Genomic DNA, 16,770 nt, shown 5'->3' with positions numbered 1-16,770 from the left:
TGCATGCGAACAACATCGCGACGAGATAATCGAGCTCGATGTGAAGGAGCACTTTTCAACTCACATCGTTGCTCACATAATTTGAGCATTGGATTTTTCTATGTTGACCTGGGACGAAGAAGTCAAGCCCTCCTTGTCAAAGGACATGCAACAAGGACTGCAGCACTCATCGAACAGCGACGCGATCAGCCGTTCGATGGAGTTGCCGACTTCGCAACTTGCCCCCGCCGCCTTCGCGCCGCGCAGCACCCCCGCTTCCCTCGCCACTTCGGCCGCGCACTCGGCTGCACAGCCGGCCGCATCGCATCGCCGCGTCAACGCGGCCGACAAGCGCATCATCAACGGCCAGACCGACGTCAACCAGCTGGTGCCCTTCAAGTACAAGTGGGCCTGGGAAAAGTATCTCGCCACCTGCGCCAACCACTGGATGCCGCAGGAAGTGAACATGAACCGCGACATCGCCCTCTGGAAAGACCCGAACGGTCTGACCGAGGATGAGCGCCGCATCGTCAAGCGCAACCTCGGCTTCTTCGTGACGGCCGACTCGCTGGCCGCCAACAACATCGTGCTGGGCACCTACCGCCACATCACGGCCCCCGAGTGCCGCCAGTTCCTGCTGCGCCAGGCCTTCGAGGAAGCGATCCACACGCACGCCTACCAGTACATCGTCGAGTCGCTCGGCCTGGACGAGGCCGAGATCTTCAACGCCTACAACGAGGTGCAGTCGATCCGCGACAAGGACGAGTTCCTGATCCCCTTCATCGGCGCGATCATGGACCCGGAGTTCCACACCGGCACGCCCGAGAACGACCAGACGCTGCTCAAGAGCCTGATCGTCTTCGCCTGCCTGATGGAAGGCCTGTTCTTCTACGTGGGCTTCACGCAGATCCTGGCGCTTGGCCGCCAGAACAAGATGACCGGTGCCGCCGAGCAGTACCAGTACATCCTGCGCGACGAATCGATGCACTGCAATTTCGGCATCGACCTGATCAACCAGCTCAAGCTCGAGAACCCGCACCTGTGGACGGCCGAATTCAAGGCCGAGATCAAGGCGCTGTTCCTCAAGGCGGTCGAGCTCGAATACCGCTATGCCGAAGACACCATGCCGCGCGGCGTGCTCGGCATGAATGCCTCCATGTTCAAGGGCTACCTGCGCTACATCGCGAACCGTCGCGCCACGCAGATCGGCCTCGAAGCGCTCTTCCCGAACGAGGAAAACCCGTTCCCCTGGATGAGCGAAATGATTGACCTGAAGAAAGAGCGCAATTTCTTCGAGACCCGCGTGATCGAATACCAGTCGGGCGGCGCTCTTTCTTGGGATTGAGTTTCGCATTCGAATCGGAGAGAACGAGAATTCAGGAATCGCCCTTGGCGCCCATGCACCGGTCAGAGTGCGGCGCCCGGGGCTCAGGTGTTCATGGTGCTGGGGATTGCCCCAACCCCATGGATCGCTTCACGAGCTCACAAGAAAGACGTGAAGTGCTTCGAAGGTTGATTTTTCAACTTGAACTAGGAGAAAGAAATGGCAACTGCAAAGAAAGCGCCGGCGAAGAAGGCCGCTGCAAAGAAGGCTCCGGCCAAGAAGGCACCGGCTAAGAAGGCCGCAGCGAAGAAGGCTCCGGCGAAGAAGGCCGCTGCCAAGAAGGCGCCGGCGAAGAAGGTCGCCGCCAAGAAGGTCGTCGCCAAGAAGGCGCCGGCGAAGAAGGCCGCAGCGAAGAAGGCCCCCGCCAAGAAGGCGGCGGCCAAGAAGGCCCCGGCGAAGAAGGCCGTAGCCAAGAAGGCGCCTGCTAAGAAGGCCGCTGCCAAGAAGGCGCCTGCGAAGAAGGCTGCTGCGAAGAAGGCCCCTGCGAAAAAGGCTGCTGCCAAGAAGCCTGCTGCCAAGAAGGCCGCGAAAAAGCCTGCTGCCAAAAAGGCGGCCAAAGCGCCTGCTGCCCCCAAGGCCGCACCCGCGCCTGCCCCTGCTGCACAGACCACGCTGAACCCGCAAGCTGCCTGGCCGTTCCCCACGGCTGGCAAGCCCTGAGTCGGCGCGTCCTAGCTGAAAGGCAGAAGCCCGGCACCGCAAGGTGCCGGGCTTCTTTTTTTCCGGTGTGCCGGGCCGCTCAGAGACCCAGGTCGGCGCGATTCACTTCGTAGTTCTGCGGCCCGCGCTGCGCGATCTTCAGCGCACCCAGCTTGTTGCCCAGCGCAGCGCAGCGCTCCAGCGGCCAGCCCTGCTCCAGGCCGTAGAGCAGCGCGCCACGCCATGCGTCCCCGCATCCGGTCGGGTCGACCACCGCCTTGGGCTTGACCGCTTGCACGCGCGTCATCTGCCCGCCTTCCCACACCTCGCAGCCTTCGGCCCCCAGCGTGACGACCAGGCCGCGCACGCGGCGCGAGATCTCGGCGCTGTCCCAGCCGGTGCGCTCGCTGAGCATGCGGCCCTCGTAGTCGTTCACCGTGACCCAGTCGGCCTGCTCGATGAAGTGGCCCAGTTCGTCGCCGTTGAACATGGGCAGGCCCTGGCCCGGATCGAACACGAAGGGAATGCCGGCCGCCTTGAACTGCTCGGCATGCGAGAGCATGGCGTCGCGGCCGTCCGGCGCGACGATGCCCAGGCGGATGTCGTCACGCGGCTGGATCTTCGTGATGTGCGCCTGCTGCATCGCGCCGGGGTGGAAGGCGGTGATCTGGTTGTTGTCCCGGTCGGTCATGATCATGGCCTGCGCGGTGTAGGTGTCGGCCACCTCGCGCACGAACTCGGTCGAGATGCCCAGGCTGCGCAGGCGCTCGATGTAGTCCGCGCCATCCACGCCCACGGTGGCCATCGGCAGGGCGCGGCCACCCAGCGCGTTCAGGCTGTAGGCCACGTTGCCCGCGCAGCCGCCGAAGTCGCGCCGAAGGCTGGGCACCAGGAAGGACACGTTCAGGATGTGCAGCTGGTCCGGAAGGATCTGGTCCGCGAACCGCCCTTCGAAAGTCATGATGGTGTCGAAGGCGAGGGAGCCGCAGATGACGGTTGCCATGAATGAAAGATGTTTGGATAGGTCGCGATGGCGACGAAATCGAGCGACGGTGCGTCCAGGCGCTCAGGGGTAGAAGGCGATCAGGCGGTAGCCGGCCACCGGCGGGAGACCCACGGCGTCGCTGCCTGCCAACTGTAGCGGCAAGGAGGCATTGTGCTCTGCGCCGGCGCCCAGCACCGTGCCGGCGCCGAACTGGGCAGGGGACATCACGCGCCGCACCAGCGCACGCTCCTGTGTGTCCAGCAGCGTGAGCTCGATGGAGGGCATGGCCAGCGGCATGCGCGCGCCATTGCGCAAGGCAAAGACCAGGCGATAGCCCTCGCCCTCCTTCTCGCGTGAGAAGGAAGCGCCGTCGATGGTGATGGAGCCGATCTGGCGCAAGGCCGACAACTGGCAGCCGGTCACATCGCACAGGGCCTGTAAGGCGGGGCGCAGCCGCGGCTCGCGCGCCACCAGGGTGTCGCGCTCCTGATACGCCACCTGCAGCACGAGCACGGCCAGCGCCAGCACGCAGGCCAGCGCCCAGAGCATGCGGCGCGCGAGGCCAGGCCGTTCCGGCTGCGTGATGTCCACGTCGACCGCCATGCCGGAGCTTGCCGATGGCGCTTCGAGCAGCACGGTCTCGGCGAGGTCCGGGGATTCGGACACCGCCGCGGGCGCAGCTGCGCGTGCTGCGACGAAGTCCTCGCCGAGCGGCTCGATGCGCGCGGCGCGCTCGCGCTCCTTCTGCTCGGCCCGCTCCTTGCGCAACGCCTTGAGCCGCTCGCGCCGCAGTGCCTTCTGCACCTGTGCGTTGACGGCCTCCTCGATCGGCGAGGCGGCGGTGAGCGAGGGCGTGAACTCGGGCTCGCGGCGCTGCGTCTCGGCGAGAGGCGTAGCCCCGGTGTCGAGCGAAGCCGGCATCGATTGCAGGGCCTCCTGCAGCGCCTGCGTGGAAGCCATCATCTCGTCGAGCCAGGGCTCCTTCTGCTCGCCGTCGCTGTCGTTGAATTCTTCTTCGTCGTCGTCCAGCGAAGGGACGGGCACCGGGTCTTGCGCCGCGTCGTACGGCGTCGAGGTGCGCGATGGCAGAGAAGATTCAGGCGCCGGCTGCGGCGCCGGCGTCCTGGCACCCAGGTCGAGCATGTCGGCGGCGGGCCAGTGGATGGCCGGCAGCCCCGCCGATGCCGGCAGCAGGTTCTCCTGCGCAGCTCGCGTCGGCTGCGGTGCCGCAACCGGAGCAGGCGGTGCCGCCTTGGAAGATTCGAGCAGCACGCCGTCGTCGTCGGTTTCAAGCAGGTCCAGCGTGGCGTCGAACACCTCGCTGCAACGGCCGCAACGCACCCAGCCTTCGGAAATGCGAAGCTGGTCCCGGACGACCTTGAAGGTGGTCGCGCAGGCGGGACAGCGGGTGACGAGTCTCATGTGTCGCAAATTGTAGAGGCGGGTCTGCGCCCCCAGCGTTGCGAAAAGGATGCCGGGCTCAACGCCGGGCCGTCATCAGGATCCAGCCGTCCTCGGCGTCGCTGACTTCCAGCTGGACATAGGGCGCGTAGGCGTCCTTGAGTTCCTGCGCCTGCCGCTCCAGGATGCCGGCCAGCACCAGTGCACCACCAGGTGCCACGTGCTGGCACAACAGCGGTGCGAGCACCTTCAGCGGCGTGGCCAGGATGTTCGCCAGCACCACGCCGTAGCGGCCCGTGGCCGCTTCCGGAAGACCGGCCTGCAGCACGACACCGTTGGCGTCCGCATTGAGCCGCGTCGAGTCGACCGCGGCCGGATCGATGTCCACCGCATCGATCTCTGTGGCACCGAACTTGGCGGCACCGATGGCCAGGATGCCCGAGCCACAGCCGTAGTCCAGCACGCGCTGGCCGGCGAGTGAACCCTGGCGAGCGATCCAGCGCAGGCACATGCGCGTGGTGGGATGCGTGCCGGTGCCGAAGGCCAGGCCCGGATCCAGCCGGATCACCTGCTTCGCCGCGGCCGGGGGCTCGTGCCAGGTCGGCACGATCCAGAACTCGGGCGTGATGTACACCGGCGCGAACTGCGACTGCGTGAGGCGCACCCAGTCCTGCTCGGGCACCTCGGCCACGCCGATCAACTCGCATCCGTCGAAGAAGTCCTGCACCGAGAGCACCTGGCCGGCACCGCGCGCGGCGGCCTCGTCCGGAAAGAGCGCAATCACGCGCGAGCGCTGCCAGCCATCCTTGGGCGGCGGCATGCCCGGCTCGCCGAACAGGGCCTGCTCGGCGTCCGTCTGCGCGTCGGCGTCTTCCACCGACACGCTCAGCGCGTCGAGCGCGTCCAGCGCCTCGCCGACGATCTCGATCTTTTCCTCGGGGGCCAGCAGGCGCAGCTCGAACACGTGAAACGTCCTATCGCTTGTGGGCAGCCAGCCACTCTTCGAGATAGTGGATGTTGGTGCCACCGGCCATGAACTTCGAATCCACCATCAGCTCGCGGTGCAGCGGGATGTTGGTATGGATGCCCTCGACCACCGTCTCGTTCAGCGCCGTGCGCATGCGCGCCAGCGCCTGCTCGCGGGTGTCGCCGTGCACGATGATCTTGCCGATCATCGAGTCGTAGTTCGGCGGCACGAAGTAGTTGGTGTAGACGTGCGAATCCACCCGCACGCCAGGACCGCCCGGCGGATGCCACATGGTGATACGGCCCGGCGAAGGCGTGAACTTGTACGGGTCTTCGGCGTTGACGCGGCATTCGATGGAATGGCCGCGGATCTCGATCTGGCGCTGCGTGAACGGCAGCTTCTCGCCGGCCGCCACCATGATCTGCGTCTTGACGATGTCGATGCCGGTGACCAGTTCGGTCACCGGATGCTCCACCTGCACCCGCGTGTTCATCTCGATGAAGTAGAACTCGCCGTCTTCATAGAGGAACTCGAAGGTGCCGGCGCCGCGGTAGCCGATCTTCTTGCAGGCGTTCGCGCAGCGCTCGCCGATGCGCTCGATCAGCTTGCGCGGGATGCCCGGGGCGGGCGATTCCTCGATCACCTTCTGGTGGCGCCGCTGCATGGAGCAGTCGCGCTCGCCCAGGTAGACCGCGTTCTTGTGCTTGTCGGCCAGGATCTGGATCTCGACGTGGCGCGGGTTCTGGAGGAACTTCTCCATGTACACCGCCGCGTTGTTGAAGGCCGCCTGCGCCTCCGCCTTGGTCATCTGGATCGCGTTGATCAGCGCAGCCTCGGTGTGCACCACCCGCATGCCGCGGCCACCGCCGCCGCCGGCGGCCTTGATGATCACCGGGTAGCCGATGGCCCGCGCGATGCGCTTGTTGGTGGCCGCGTCGTCCGACAGCTCACCTTCTGAGCCCGGCACGCAGGGCACGCCGGCCTTGATCATGGCCTGCTTGGCCGAGACCTTGTCGCCCATGGTGCGGATGTTGTCGGGCGTCGGGCCGATGAACTGGAAGCCGCTCTGCTCCACCCGCTCGGCGAAGTTGGCGTTCTCGCTCAGGAAGCCGTAGCCGGGGTGGATGGCCTCGGAATCGGTCACCTCGGCGGCCGAGATGATGGCCGGCATGTTGAGGTAGCTCTGCGAGGACGGCGCTGGGCCGATGCACACCGCCTCCTGCGCCAGCTTCACATACTTGGCGTCGCGGTCGGCCTCGGAATAGACCATCACCGCCTTGATGCCCAGCTCGCTGCAAGCGCGCTGGATCCGCAGGGCGATTTCCCCACGGTTCGCAACCAGGATCTTCTTGAACATCTAGTTCACTCGATGATGAACAGCGGCTGGCCGTATTCGACCGCCTGGCCGTTTTCGCCGAGGATCTGGGTGATCGTGCCGGACTTGTCGGCCTCGATCTCGTTGAGGATCTTCATGGCCTCGATGATGCAGATGGTGTCGCCTTCCTTGACCTGCGCGCCCAATTCGACGAAGGGGGCGGCACCGGGGCTGGAGGAACGGTAGAAGGTGCCCACCATGGGCGACTTGACCACGTGGCCCGAAGGCGCCGCCGGCGCCGCGGCGGCGGCCGGGGCGGCTGCAGCGGCTGGCGCGGCGCCCGCGACAGGGGCGGCGGCGGCAGGCAGGGCCTGCACGTACTGGACTGCCGCGGGGGCGGTGCCACCCTTGACGATACGGACCTTGCCTTCGGCTTCGGTGATTTCCAGTTCGGAAATATTGGATTCAGACACCAGGTCGATCAGTGTCTTGAGTTTGCGCAGATCCATGGGACTCCATCGCCGGCAGAGTGCCGATTATTTGAATTAAATCGCCGGAAAATCAGCAAACTTCGGCGTACTTGCGCCAAATGTTTGAAGTGCGGGGCGTCGGATTCTAACCGCGAAAAAAGTCGCGGCGCCAGGCGTCGAGGTCGGTCTGCTCGAGCTTGCCCATTTTACGTTCCGCCACGGCCCCTTCGGCCGTCACGGCCAGGGTGAAGGGCAGTCCCCCTGCGGTGTTGCCCAGTTGGCGGATCAGGTCGGTACCGTCCAGGCCCGCCAGGCCGATGGGGTAGGTGACCGCCGTGCGCTGCAGGAACTTGCGCACGGAGCTGGGTTGATCAATGGCCAACCCGACCACTTGCACACCGTTCGCAGCATGTTCACGGAAGAAGCGGTCAAGCATTGGCATCTCTTCGACGCAGGGTGCGCACCAGGTGGCCCAGAAATTGAGCAGCACCGGCTTGCCGCGCAAGGAAGCCATGGTCAGCTCACCGCCCTCGGGCCGCTCGAAACTGCGGCCCCAAAAGTCCGTGCCCAGGGCCTCGTGGCCGCTGGCTGGCCGCTGCTTCCACCAGGCCGCGCCGGCACCGGCGCTGGCAGCCAGGACGGCGGCAGCGCCAAAGAGCCAGGTACGCCGGGAAGCAGCGCCAGGAGAGGCGGAAGTCGTGTCGCTCATGAAGGGGAACTGTCCTTTTCCAGCAGGCGGCGCAACGCTGCCAGGTTGCCGCGAGGGGGGCGCCCTTGCGAGTCGGGCTTGAGCGCGCCTCGCAGGTCGTCCAGGTCGTAGACCATGAGGTGCACGCCGATCTCCTCGTTCAGTTCCTTGCTGAACACGTGCAGGCTCAACGCCTCCACCTGCTCGCCATGGAAACCGGTGACCATGCGCGGCTCGTAGTCCACGTGGTGGTCGATGAGGGTGATCTCCGCCGATTTGGGGTCATCGCAGAACATCTGGATGTAGATGTCCGACAGCCGCGTGGCGGTGCCGTGCCACACCGAGCCGCCCACATAGGGCCTGAAGGCCGCCATGTGCTCCATCCATTCCAGCGCCAACTGGCGCAGCGCGCGCAATTCGGCGGGCTGCGTATCGGCGCAGAAGATCTGGATGTAGTCGCGCACTTCGGCCTCGACCTCGTCGTTGTTGGGCAAGGCGGTGCGTGAAGACAGGCCCATCTCGCGCACGGCCCGGCGTTTGGCGGGGCCGTACTCCAGCCCTTCTTCGACCACCATGCGCGCGGCAAAGGCGGCGATTTCCCGTTTGGAAGACGATGAAGAGCTGTCCATCGGCCCATTGTGCCCGTGCTGCCGGTCAGGCAGAAGCCGCGCCCGCGCAATGCCCAGCCGCAAGCCGTGGCTTGGCGCGCGCGGATCAGGCGATCATCATCAGGCCCTGGCGCGAGCGCGCCTGCCGCGCCGCCTTGAACGCCAGGAAAGCCTCCAGGCTGGTCTTGCGCGGCACGTAGCCGAAGTCGGTCTTGAGCCGGTAGTTCGACAGCACCGGCCGGTAGCGCAGGAAGTCCAGCTGCTCGGGACCGTAGCGGCTGATGCGCAGGTGCGTGCCCACCGTCAGCGCCAGCTTGAGCAGCGGCGCGGGCAGCGACAACAGCGGCTTGCGCAGCAGCGCCGCGATCTGCTGCAGCGTGAGCGCGCCATCGCCCGCCACGTTGAAGCAGCCGGTGCGGCCGGTCTTGATGGCGTGCACGATGCAGGCCGTGACGTCCTCGTCCCAGATGAACACGAAGGGGCTGTCGCTGCCCTGGATCGCCAGGATGCGCGGCTTGTCGAACAGGGCCGTGATCTGGTTGTTGACCTGCTCGCCCAGGATGGTGCCGATGCGCAGCACCGTCTGGTGCAGCCTGGGAAAGCGCTGGCGGTAGTCGGCCAGCATCTCCTCCACCAGGCGCTTGTGGTGCGAATAGGCAAAGCTCTCGTTGCCGCGCAGCGCCTGGTCCTCGTCGATCCAGGCCGGGTTGTCGGCGTGGTAGCCGTAGGCCGCGCCGCTGGAGGACACCACCAGGTGCGACACGCCGCTGGCCACGCAGGCTTCCAGCACGTTCTTCGTGCCCAGCACGTCCACCGAATACTCGAACTCGCGGTTGCTGCCGGCGCCAGGCGTGACGATGGCCGCCAGGTGCACCACGGCATCGACCAGGTGCTCGGCCAGCGTTTCCTTCAGTTCGGGCGCGCGGATGTCCTGCGCGATGTAGGTGACGCCGGGCACGCGCCGGCCCTCGGGCACATCGCGCACGTCGAGCGCGACCACGCTGTCGATGTCCGGCAGTTGCGCCAGCTGGGCCACGACGGTGCGGCCCAGGAAACCGTCGGCGCCGGTGACCAGCACCCGCCGCGCCTGTTGGGGCGTATTCATGACCATGGGAGAGAAAGAAGACGAATCAGGCGGAGCGCCGGGTGGCCGCGGGGGATGTGGAAGAGGAAGACAGCGGGCGGCGCGCCCACCAGCTGGCCAGCAGCATGCCGGCGACGATGTCCCAGAAGCCCCAGACGCCGGCGACCACCGCCATGCCGCCCAGGCCGCCGAAGAAACTGAAGATCAGCACCAGGCCCAGCCCCGCGTTGCGGATGCCGACCTCGAAGCTCACGGCACGCCGGTCGTACTCCGACAGGCGCGTGGCCGAGGCGCAGAAGTAGCCGGTGGCGAAGGCCAGCGCGTCGTGCAGCGCCACGGCCAGCAGCACCAGGCCCACGTAGTCCAGGAAATAACGCCAGTTGCCGGCGATGGCGCCGACGATGAAGCCGATCAGGCACAGGAAGCTGAGGATGCGGATGGGCTTCTTCGCCTTCTCGGTGAAGCGCGGGAAGAAGTGCGCCACCGCGATGCCCAGCACGAAGGGCGCGCCGATGATGGTGATGATGTGCACCACCATCTCGGCCGGATTCAGCGCGATGGTCTTGAGCAGCGCCGACGCCGTGGGATGGATGCCGCCCCAGAAGGCGAAGTTCAGCGGCATCACCACGATGGCGATCAGGTTCGAGATGGCCGTCATCGACACCGACAGCGCCACGTTGCCGCCGGCGCGGTGCGTGAGGATGTTGGAGATGTTGCCCGGCGGGCAGCAGGCCACCAGGATCATGCCCAGCGCGATGCTGGGCGCCGGCTTGAGCAGCAGCGTCAGGCAGAAGGTGACGGCCGGCAACACGATGAACTGCGCGGCAATGCCCACGCCCATGGCCAAGGGCATGCGTGCCACGCGCTTGAAGTCGGCGACCCGGGTGTCCAGCGCGATGCCGAACATGAGGAAGCCCAGCACCGCATTCAGCAGCACCAGCGAGGCCGGGTTGAAGTTCAGGCGTATTTCGTCGACAGGCAGCATGGCGCGTCCGGATGGAGGGTCGAGAGTGAAGCCGCGCCGCTCAGGCCAGCTTGGCAGCGGCTTCGCGCACGGCCTGGCGGTAGGCGTCCTTGTTGACGTAGTAGGCCATGCGTTCGAGCTTCAGGTATCGGTAGCCACCCGAGAGGTCGGGCGCAGGCCCGGTCTTGGCCGCCTTCAGCACCGCCGCCTGCGGCTTGCCGTCGGCCTGCGCCTTGAAGTAGCGCGCCAGCAGCTCGGCCTGCTCGTAGCGGCCCTGCCAGCCGATGCCGCTGGCCTCGATCATCCCCAGCACCGCCAGGTTGTCGAAGCCCGGCGCGAAGATGTTCAGGTACAGGTTGGGCGCCATGCCCTGCCAGTTCAGCCAGGTGCGGTCGATGAAGGGGTAGTGCAGCTTGTAGCCGGTAGCGCACAGCACCAGGTCGTAGTCGCGCGCGCTGCCGTCCTTGAAGTGCACCGTGTGGCCTTCCATGCGCTCGATGTCGGCGCGCACTCCGATGTCGCCGTGGCCGATGTGGTGCAGGATCAGCGAATTGACCACCGGATGCGACTCGTACATGCGGTAGGCCGGCTTGGGAAAGCCGAAGCGCACCGGGTCGCCGGTGAACCACTTGAGCACCAGCGCGTCCACCCGCTGCTTGATCCAGGCCGGCAGCGGGCGCTTGCCGCCCAGCGTGTCCGCCGGCTTGCCGAAGACGTACTTGGGCACGAAGTAGTAGCCGCGGCGCACCGAGATGTCCACGCTCTTCGCGTAGTGCACCGCGTCCACCGCAATGTCGCAGCCGCTGTTGCCGGCGCCCACCACCAGCACGCGCTTGTCGGTGAACAGGCTCGCCTTCTTGTAGGCACTGGTGTGGAGCAGTTCGCCGTCGAAGAAGCCGGGAAAGCGCGGCATCGAGGGCTCGGACAGCGTGCCGTTGGCAATCACCACGCCCTTGTAGTCGGCCGTCTCGATGCGGCCGCCGCCTGCGTCGACGCTCACGCGCCACAGGGTGGAGGCGCACTCGGTCACCGGCTCCACGCGCAGCACCTTGGTGTTGAAGCGGAAGTGCTGGCGCAGGCCGAAGTGGTCGGCGAAATCGCTGAAGTAGCGCGACAGCTCGGTGTGGCTGGGGTAGTCGGCCACGTGCTCGGGCATCGGGAATTCCCTGAACTCCGTGGTGCGCTTGGATGAGATGAGGTGCGCCGACTGGTAGACCGTGCTGCGCGGATTGCCGATGTTCCACAGCCCGCCGACGTCGCTGTGCGCCTCGAAGCCCTGGAAGGTAACGCCCAGCTTCTGAAGGTTGCGCGCGCCGGCCAGGCCCGAGGGGCCGGCGCCGATCAGGGCGATCTGCTGGTGGGTGGGCACGAGTGCGGACGCAGGAACGGACACGGACAGACTCCAGGAAGGACTTGGCAGGCCAGGCGCTGGTCTAGCGCGAGGCGGGTTCGGATGGCGGTTCGGACACGGCGCGGGTGGCGCCGCCGACCGGCGAGGCACCCAGGCCGGGTATGGCCGTGGCGCCCGCTTCACCCGCACGGGGTTTGCGGGGCTGCTTCAATAGCACGGCGTCATGCCATGCGTCGGGCAGCAGGTCCAGAAGATTTGAAAGCCAGCCGACGCGGCGCGGCAGCACCAGCTGCTCGCGGCCTTCGGCCAGCGCCTGCAGGATCAGGCGGGCCGCCACCTCGGGCTCCATCAGGCCCGGCATCGCGAAGCGGTTGCCGGCGGTGAGCTGGGTGCGCAGGTAGCCCGGGCTCACGGTGCACACGGCGATGCCGCTGCCGCGCAGCTCGGCGCGCAGGCTCTGCAGGTAGCGAATCAGCCCACCCTTGCTCGCGCAGTAAGCGCCGTTGCCCGGCATGCCGCGGCGGCCCGCGATGCTGGCGATGCCGGCCAGCACGCCCTGCCCGCGCTCGCGCATCGGCTTGAGGAAGGGCTGGAAGGTGACGGCGGCGCCCAGCAGGTTGATCTCGAGCATGCGCCTGAACACGGCCAGGTCCGAGGCCTCGGCCGTGTCGAAGCCGCCAGCCACGCCGGCATTGGCGATGACCGCGTCGGGCACGCCGAAGCGCGCCATGCAGTCGCGCGCCATGGCCTGCATGGCCTCGCTGTCGCTCACGTCGGGTGTGTACACCGCGCAACGGTCCGGCGCGGTGGCGGCCAGCGAATCGAGCTTTTCACGCTCGAGTCCCACCAGCGCCACCCGGGCGCCGCGCGCGAGCGCAGCCGACGCCATGGCGCGGCCCAGGCCACCGCAGGCCCCGGTAATCACCACGTGACGGAGTGCTCGATCCATAGGTAAAAAGCTTCAGAAGTCACGCATCTTAGCAAAAGATCGGCGACAATCTCGAAATCAATTACGATAAGTCTCTGTTTTCGATACGCCCCATGGAAATGACAGAATCTTTCGCCGAAGCTCGTGAAGACAACGAGCAGGCCCATACGCCCGGATTGCGCCTTCTTCAGATGCTGGAACTCGTGGCCGCCACCGGCGAGCCGCAATCGCTCGCAGACGTGGTCCGCCTGAGCGGCCAGCCCAAGCCCTCGGTCCACCGCATGCTGCAGCAACTGGAAGCCGGCGGCCTGCTCGCGCGCGGCTCCGACGGCCGCCGCTATGCCGTCACGCCCCGGCTGATCCGCTTCGGCGAAACCGTGCTGCGCGCCAGCGGCAGCACCGGCATCCGCCATGCGCTGCTGCGCCAACTGGTGTCGGATGTGGGCGAGACCTGCAACCTCACCGCGCTGTCGGGCTCGGAAGTTTTCTACATCGACCGCGTGGAAACTGCCTTCCCGCTGCGGATGGACCTTCGTCCGGGCTCGCGGGTTCCCCTGCACTGCTCGGCCAGCGGCAAGCTCTTCCTGGCGCACCTGCCCCGCTCGCAGCGCGACCGCCTGCTCGACGGCCTGCCGCTGGAGCGCTACACCGCCCACACGCTGGACACGCGCGACCGCCTGGAAGCCGAGCTGGACCGCATCCGCCGCGAAGGCCACTCGGTGGACGCCGAGGAGTTCATCGAAGGCATGGTCTGCGTGGCCGTGCCGGTGCGCGACGAGCCGCACGGCCCGGTGCGCTGCGCCGTGGCCCTGCAGGCGCCGGCCATCCGCATGCCCCTGTCCTCCGCGCTGCAGCAGCTGGACAAGCTGCGCAGCGCCGCCGGCCACATCGCCCGGGCCATGGGCTGAGGCCGCGCCGGGGGCGGCCCGGCGCGACTCCTAGAATCGGCCGATGCATATTCACATCCTCGGCATCTGCGGCACCTTCATGGGCGGCCTTGCCGCCCTGGCCCGCGAGGCCGGCCACCGCGTCACCGGCTGCGACGCGGGCGTCTATCCGCCCATGAGCGACCAGCTGCGCGCCCTGGGCATCGAACTCATCGAGGGCTTCGGCGCCGACCAGATGGCGCTCGCGCCCGACGTCTTCGTCATCGGCAACGTGGTCTCGCGCGCGCGCCTGGACGACGGCGCGCCCAAGTTCCCGTTGATGGAGGCCATCCTCGACGCTGGCGCGCGCTACACCAGCGGCCCGCAATGGCTGGCCGAGCACGTGCTGCAGGGACGCCACGTCATGGCGGTGGCCGGCACGCACGGCAAGACCACCACCACCTCGATGCTGGCCTGGGTCCTGGAACGCTGCGGGCGCGCGCCGGGCTTCCTGGTGGGCGGCGTGCCGCTGGACTTCGGCGTGTCGGCCCGGCTGGGCCAGGGCGATGCCTTCGTGATCGAGGCGGACGAATACGACACCGCCTTCTTCGACAAGCGCAGCAAGTTCGTGCACTACCGGCCGCGCACCGCGATCCTGAACAACCTCGAGTTCGACCACGCGGACATCTTCGACGACCTGGCCGCCATCGAGCGCCAGTTCCATCACCTGGTGCGCACCGTGCCCTCCACCGGCCGGCTGGTGGTCAACGCCACCGAGGACAGCCTGCAGCGGGTGCTGGCCCAGGGCTGCTGGAGCGAGGTCGCCGGCTTCGGCGGCGAGCGCGGCGACTGGCAGGCGCGCGGCACGCACGACGACTTCGAGGTGCTGCGCAAAGGCGCGTCCGTCGGTCGCGTGAAGTGGGAACTGTCGGGCCTGCACAACCAGATGAACGCGCTGGCCGCCATTGCCGCGGCCGAGCACGTCGGTGTTTCGCCGGCCGAGGCGGCGCAGGCGCTGGGGAGCTTTCGCAACGTTCGGCGGCGCATGGAACTGCGCGGCACGGTGGAGCATGCCGGCGGCGCCATCCGCGTGTACGACGACTTCGCGCACCACCCCACCGCCATCCGCACCACGCTCGATGGCCTGCGCCGCAAGCTGGACGATGCCGGACAAAAGGCCGAACGCATCCTGGCCGTGTTCGAGCCGCGCAGCAACACCATGAAGCTGGGCGCCATGGCGGCCCAGTTGCCCTGGAGCCTGGAAGCGGCCGACCTGGCCTTCTGCCACAGCGCCGGCCTGGGCTGGGACGCGGCCGCCGCGCTGGCGCCGATGGGTGAACGCGCACTGGTGGCCGACGGCATCGAGCCGCTGGTGAACCAGGTCGTGGCAGCTGCACGGCCAGGCGACCACGTCGTGTGCATGAGCAACGGCGGCTTCGGCGGCATCCACCAGAAGCTGCTCGACGCGCTGGCTTCCGGGGCCTAGAGTGGCGCCCATGCAGGCGCGCGAACTCATCGAGACCCTGGGCCTGAAGCCGCACCCCGAGGGCGGCTGGTACCGCGAGGTGTTCCGCTCGAACAGCAGCGTGGCCCCGGCCGACGGGCGGCCGGCGCGCGACGCGCTGACCACCATCTACTTTTTGCTGGAGTCGCACCAGCATTCGCGCTGGCACCGGGTGCTGTCCGACGAGGTGTGGGTGCACCTGGGCGGCGTGCCGCTGGCGCTCTACACCTGCGACTCCCAACTGCGCATCGCCCCCGCCCACGTGAAGCTGGGGCCGGTGGGCCTGCGCGGCACGCATCCGCAGCACGTGGTGCCGGCCGGGCAGTGGCAGGCGGCGCGGCCGATCCTGGCGCCGGGCGAAGCGGGCTTCACCCTGGTCACCTGCACCGTCGGCCCGGGCTTCGACTTCGACGACTTCTCGTTCATGGCGCCCGACGGCGACGAAGCCGCCGCCATGCGCCACCACTGGCCGGAGCTGGCGGCGCTGATCTGAAGATCAGCCGCGGCGCTTCTTCACGGCGCGCGAGAGCGTGTCCAGCACCGCGGCCGAATCGTCCCAGCCGATGCAGGCATCGGTGATGCTCTTGCCGTATTCCAGCGCTGCGACCGTGTCCTTGCCGGGCGAGAACTTCTGTGCGCCGGCCTGCAGGTGGCTTTCCACCATCACGCCGAACACGCTGGTGGCGCCGCCTTCGATCTGGCGCGCCACGTCGGCCACCACCTCGATCTGCTTCTGGTGCTGCTTGGAGCTATTGGCATGGCTGCAGTCCACCATCAGCTTGGGCGGCAGCTTGGCGGCGCTGAGGTCCGTGCAGGCCGCGGCCACGCTCACGGCATCGTAGTTGGGCGCCTTGCCACCGCGCAGGATCACGTGGCAGTCGGGGTTGCCCTGGGTCTGCACGATGGCGACCTGGCCGTTCTTGTGCACCGACAGGAAGTGGTGACCGCGTGCCGCTGCCTGGATGGCGTCGGTGGCGATGCGGATGTTGCCGTCGGTGCCGTTCTTGAAGCCGATGGGCGCCGACAGGCCCGAGGCCAGCTCGCGGTGCACCTGGCTCTCGGTGGTGCGCGCTCCGATCGCGCCCCAGGAGATGAGATCGCCGATGTACTGCGGCGAGATCACGTCCAGGAACTCGCTGCCCGCCGGCAGCCCCAGGCGGTTGATGTCGATGAGCAGCTGGCGCGCGATGCGCAGGCCCTCGTCGATGCGGTAGCTCTCGTCGAGGTAGGGGTCGTTGATGAGGCCCTTCCAGCCCACCGTGGTGCGCGGCTTCTCGAAGTACACCCGCATCACGATCTCCAGCGTGTCGGCGTACTTGTCGCGCTCGGCCTTCAGGCGCCGGGCGTAGTCCAGCGCCGCGGCCGGATCGTGGATGGAGCACGGGCCCATCACCACCAGCAGCCGGTCGTCCTTGCCACCCATGATCCTGTGGATGGACTTTCGCGTGTGGGAGATGAGCGTTTCCACCTGCGTCCCGCGGATCGGGAAGAAGCGGATCAGGTGTTCCGGAGGGGGCAGCACGTTGATGTCCTTGATGCGTTCGTCGTCGGTCTCGCTGGTTTTCTCGACGTGCGCATACCAGGCGTCGCTGGCGGTGGCGGTGTTCGTGCTCATCGGGCTGTCCTTCTTCGGAGTT

Annotated in this window: 17 protein-coding genes; 5 read left to right on the top strand and 12 right to left on the bottom strand. The window is 67.3% G+C overall.

The window, feature by feature from the left end:
• The first annotated feature begins 100 nt into the window (after positions 1–100).
• Together BM345_RS05560 and BM345_RS05555 are read left to right on the top strand one after the other, a co-directional pair.
• Positions 101–1,324, top strand: a complete 1,224-nt coding sequence (locus BM345_RS05560) for a ribonucleotide-diphosphate reductase subunit beta (protein ID WP_093376419.1) — start codon at positions 101–103, stop codon at positions 1,322–1,324.
• Between the two features lie 198 nt (positions 1,325–1,522).
• Positions 1,523–2,023, top strand: a complete 501-nt coding sequence (locus BM345_RS05555) for a histone H1-like DNA-binding protein (RefSeq protein ID WP_093376416.1) — start codon at positions 1,523–1,525, stop codon at positions 2,021–2,023.
• Between the two features lie 79 nt (positions 2,024–2,102).
• Here the strand turns inward: BM345_RS05555 and BM345_RS05550 are convergent, their stop codons facing one another.
• The 11 genes from BM345_RS05550 to BM345_RS05500 all read right to left on the bottom strand — a co-directional run bounded on the left by BM345_RS05550 (position 2,103) and on the right by BM345_RS05500 (position 12,784).
• A complete protein-coding gene (locus BM345_RS05550) occupies positions 2,103–3,005 on the bottom strand; it encodes a carbohydrate kinase family protein (protein WP_093376412.1) in 903 nt (300 codons plus the stop codon).
• A gap of 63 nt (positions 3,006–3,068) precedes the next feature.
• The gene (locus BM345_RS05545) at positions 3,069–4,409 is read right to left on the bottom strand and encodes a zinc-ribbon and DUF3426 domain-containing protein (protein ID WP_093376409.1); all 1,341 of its coding nucleotides are present in this window, start codon (positions 4,407–4,409) and stop codon (positions 3,069–3,071) included.
• A 58-nt stretch (positions 4,410–4,467) separates the two neighbouring features.
• Positions 4,468–5,352, bottom strand: coding sequence for a 50S ribosomal protein L11 methyltransferase (prmA, locus tag BM345_RS05540; RefSeq protein WP_093376405.1), 885 nt, complete (start codon positions 5,350–5,352; stop codon positions 4,468–4,470).
• 10 nt (positions 5,353–5,362) lie between these two features.
• Positions 5,363–6,712, bottom strand: a complete 1,350-nt coding sequence (gene accC, locus BM345_RS05535; RefSeq protein ID WP_093376402.1) for an acetyl-CoA carboxylase biotin carboxylase subunit — start codon at positions 6,710–6,712, stop codon at positions 5,363–5,365.
• A gap of 5 nt (positions 6,713–6,717) precedes the next feature.
• Positions 6,718–7,179 carry an acetyl-CoA carboxylase biotin carboxyl carrier protein gene (gene accB / locus BM345_RS05530; RefSeq protein WP_093376397.1) on the bottom strand — a complete coding sequence of 154 codons (462 nt, stop codon included), beginning with the start codon at positions 7,177–7,179 and terminating at the stop codon, positions 6,718–6,720.
• Positions 7,180–7,285: 106 nt separating this feature from the next.
• A complete protein-coding gene (locus tag BM345_RS05525) occupies positions 7,286–7,849 on the bottom strand; it encodes a TlpA family protein disulfide reductase (RefSeq protein WP_093376394.1) in 564 nt (187 codons plus the stop codon).
• On the bottom strand, positions 7,846–8,457 hold the full coding sequence (locus BM345_RS05520) for a hypothetical protein (RefSeq protein ID WP_093376390.1): 612 nt from the start codon (positions 8,455–8,457) through the stop codon (positions 7,846–7,848). Before BM345_RS05520 ends, BM345_RS05525 begins: the two co-directional genes overlap by 4 nt.
• Before the next feature lie 85 nt (positions 8,458–8,542).
• Positions 8,543–9,541 (bottom strand): SDR family oxidoreductase, encoded by a 999-nt coding sequence (locus tag BM345_RS05515; RefSeq protein WP_093377283.1) that lies wholly within the window; start codon positions 9,539–9,541, stop codon positions 8,543–8,545.
• 25 nt (positions 9,542–9,566) lie between these two features.
• A complete protein-coding gene (locus BM345_RS05510; RefSeq protein ID WP_093376386.1) occupies positions 9,567–10,505 on the bottom strand; it encodes a bile acid:sodium symporter family protein in 939 nt (312 codons plus the stop codon).
• Positions 10,506–10,545: 40 nt separating this feature from the next.
• Complete coding sequence (locus tag BM345_RS05505) at positions 10,546–11,877, bottom strand: flavin-containing monooxygenase (protein ID WP_217653961.1); 1,332 nt, start codon at positions 11,875–11,877, stop codon at positions 10,546–10,548.
• A 40-nt stretch (positions 11,878–11,917) separates the two neighbouring features.
• The gene (locus BM345_RS05500; protein WP_093376380.1) at positions 11,918–12,784 is read right to left on the bottom strand and encodes an SDR family oxidoreductase; all 867 of its coding nucleotides are present in this window, start codon (positions 12,782–12,784) and stop codon (positions 11,918–11,920) included.
• Positions 12,785–12,876: 92 nt separating this feature from the next.
• On the opposite strand from BM345_RS05500, the gene BM345_RS05495 reads away from it, so the two are divergent.
• From BM345_RS05495 to BM345_RS05485, 3 genes are read left to right on the top strand one after another with little or no spacing between them, the layout of a single operon-like run.
• Complete coding sequence (locus BM345_RS05495; protein WP_093376378.1) at positions 12,877–13,671, top strand: IclR family transcriptional regulator; 795 nt, start codon at positions 12,877–12,879, stop codon at positions 13,669–13,671.
• 43 nt (positions 13,672–13,714) lie between these two features.
• Entirely contained in the window at positions 13,715–15,115 is a 1,401-nt protein-coding gene (gene mpl, locus BM345_RS05490) for a UDP-N-acetylmuramate:L-alanyl-gamma-D-glutamyl-meso-diaminopimelate ligase (RefSeq protein WP_093376376.1), read from the top strand.
• Between the two features lie 10 nt (positions 15,116–15,125).
• Positions 15,126–15,626, top strand: a complete 501-nt coding sequence (locus BM345_RS05485) for a cupin domain-containing protein (protein ID WP_368086476.1) — start codon at positions 15,126–15,128, stop codon at positions 15,624–15,626.
• A gap of 3 nt (positions 15,627–15,629) precedes the next feature.
• Here the strand turns inward: BM345_RS05485 and BM345_RS05480 are convergent, their stop codons facing one another.
• Positions 15,630–16,748, bottom strand: coding sequence for a 3-deoxy-7-phosphoheptulonate synthase (locus BM345_RS05480; RefSeq protein ID WP_093376373.1), 1,119 nt, complete (start codon positions 16,746–16,748; stop codon positions 15,630–15,632).
• Between the last annotated feature and the right edge of the window lie 22 nt (positions 16,749–16,770).

The organism is Variovorax sp. OV329 (genome assembly GCF_900114785.1).
Lineage (GTDB): Bacteria > Pseudomonadota > Gammaproteobacteria > Burkholderiales > Burkholderiaceae_C > Variovorax.
The sequence above is the reverse complement of the archived record's forward strand: the minus strand, read 5'-3'. Positions and strand labels throughout refer to the sequence as shown.

Excerpts from the sequence above, each read along its gene's own strand:
- BM345_RS05560 (WP_093376419.1), top strand. The coding sequence starts at position 101 with ATGTTGACCTGGGACGAAGAAGTCAAGCCCTCCTTGTCAAAGGACATG.
- BM345_RS05555 (WP_093376416.1), top strand. The coding sequence starts at position 1,523 with ATGGCAACTGCAAAGAAAGCGCCGGCGAAGAAGGCCGCTGCAAAGAAG.
- BM345_RS05550 (WP_093376412.1), bottom strand. The coding sequence starts at position 3,005 with ATGGCAACCGTCATCTGCGGCTCCCTCGCCTTCGACACCATCATGACT.
- BM345_RS05545 (WP_093376409.1), bottom strand. The coding sequence starts at position 4,409 with ATGAGACTCGTCACCCGCTGTCCCGCCTGCGCGACCACCTTCAAGGTC.
- accC (WP_093376402.1), bottom strand. The coding sequence starts at position 6,712 with ATGTTCAAGAAGATCCTGGTTGCGAACCGTGGGGAAATCGCCCTGCGG.
- accB (WP_093376397.1), bottom strand. The coding sequence starts at position 7,179 with ATGGATCTGCGCAAACTCAAGACACTGATCGACCTGGTGTCTGAATCC.
- BM345_RS05525 (WP_093376394.1), bottom strand. The coding sequence starts at position 7,849 with ATGAGCGACACGACTTCCGCCTCTCCTGGCGCTGCTTCCCGGCGTACC.
- BM345_RS05520 (WP_093376390.1), bottom strand. The coding sequence starts at position 8,457 with ATGGACAGCTCTTCATCGTCTTCCAAACGGGAAATCGCCGCCTTTGCC.
- BM345_RS05515 (WP_093377283.1), bottom strand. The coding sequence starts at position 9,541 with ATGAATACGCCCCAACAGGCGCGGCGGGTGCTGGTCACCGGCGCCGAC.
- BM345_RS05510 (WP_093376386.1), bottom strand. The coding sequence starts at position 10,505 with ATGCTGCCTGTCGACGAAATACGCCTGAACTTCAACCCGGCCTCGCTG.
- BM345_RS05500 (WP_093376380.1), bottom strand. The coding sequence starts at position 12,784 with ATGGATCGAGCACTCCGTCACGTGGTGATTACCGGGGCCTGCGGTGGC.
- BM345_RS05495 (WP_093376378.1), top strand. The coding sequence starts at position 12,877 with ATGGAAATGACAGAATCTTTCGCCGAAGCTCGTGAAGACAACGAGCAG.
- mpl (WP_093376376.1), top strand. The coding sequence starts at position 13,715 with ATGCATATTCACATCCTCGGCATCTGCGGCACCTTCATGGGCGGCCTT.
- BM345_RS05485 (WP_368086476.1), top strand. The coding sequence starts at position 15,126 with ATGCAGGCGCGCGAACTCATCGAGACCCTGGGCCTGAAGCCGCACCCC.
- BM345_RS05480 (WP_093376373.1), bottom strand. The coding sequence starts at position 16,748 with ATGAGCACGAACACCGCCACCGCCAGCGACGCCTGGTATGCGCACGTC.